The sequence below is a fragment of the Mucilaginibacter myungsuensis genome (genome assembly GCF_015222005.1).
Lineage (GTDB): Bacteria > Bacteroidota > Bacteroidia > Sphingobacteriales > Sphingobacteriaceae > Mucilaginibacter > Mucilaginibacter myungsuensis.
This window is the reverse complement of record NZ_JADFFL010000022.1, coordinates 1-1,202: the sequence shown is the minus strand read 5'-3', so window position 1 is coordinate 1,202 and position 1,202 is coordinate 1. Positions and strand designations below refer to the sequence as shown.

Annotated in this window: 1 rRNA gene; it reads left to right on the top strand. The window is 49.0% G+C overall.

Annotated features, from left to right (window positions below):
• Window positions 1-75: 75 nt before the first annotated feature.
• Window positions 76-1,202: ribosomal RNA gene (locus IRJ16_RS22790) — 16S ribosomal RNA — on the top strand; the annotation flags it as partial.

Here is a 1,202-nt window from a genome sequence, read left to right as displayed (position 1 = left end):
GGCTTCGGCTGACAATAACATCAAAAAACAGATTTCTATTATTATAATAGGGTCTGGATACAAACAAAACATTTTACAATGGAGAGTTTGATCCTGGCTCAGGATGAACGCTAGCGGCAGGCCTAATACATGCAAGTCGGACGGGATTTTGGAGCTTGCTCCAGATGAGAGTGGCGCACGGGTGCGTAACACGTATGTAACCTACCTTGTTCAGGGGGATAGCCTCTCGAAAGAGAGATTAAGACCGCATAACGTAATTGAATGGCATCATTTAATTACCAAATATTTATAGGAACAAGATGGGCATGCGGAACATTAGCTAGTTGGTAAGGTAACGGCTTACCAAGGCTACGATGTTTAGGGGATCTGAGAGGATTACCCCCCACACTGGTACTGAGACACGGACCAGACTCCTACGGGAGGCAGCAGTAAGGAATATTGGTCAATGGACGGAAGTCTGAACCAGCCATGCCGCGTGCAGGAAGACGGCCCTACGGGTTGTAAACTGCTTTTATACGGGAATAAACCTATCTACGTGTAGATAGCTGAATGTACTGTAAGAATAAGGATCGGCTAACTCCGTGCCAGCAGCCGCGGTAATACGGAGGATCCAAGCGTTATCCGGATTTATTGGGTTTAAAGGGTGCGTAGGTGGCCTGTTAAGTCAGGGGTGAAAGACGGTAGCTCAACTATCGCAGTGCCCTTGATACTGATGGGCTTGAATGGACTAGAGGTAGGCGGAATGTGACAAGTAGCGGTGAAATGCATAGATATGTCACAGAACACCGATTGCGAAGGCAGCTTACTATGGTCCGATTGACACTGAGGCACGAAAGCGTGGGGATCAAACAGGATTAGATACCCTGGTAGTCCACGCCCTAAACGATGAATACTCGATGTTGGCGATATACGGTCAGCGTCTAAGCGAAAGCGTTAAGTATTCCACCTGGGGAGTACGCCCGCAAGGGTGAAACTCAAAGGAATTGACGGGGGCCCGCACAAGCGGAGGAGCATGTGGTTTAATTCGATGATACGCGAGGAACCTTACCCGGGCTTGAAAGTTAGTGAATGTAGCAGAGACGCTACAGTCCTTCGGGACACGAAACTAGGTGCTGCATGGCTGTCGTCAGCTCGTGCCGTGAGGTGTTGGGTTAAGTCCCGCAACGAGCGCAACCCCTATGTTTAGTTGCCAGCATGTAATG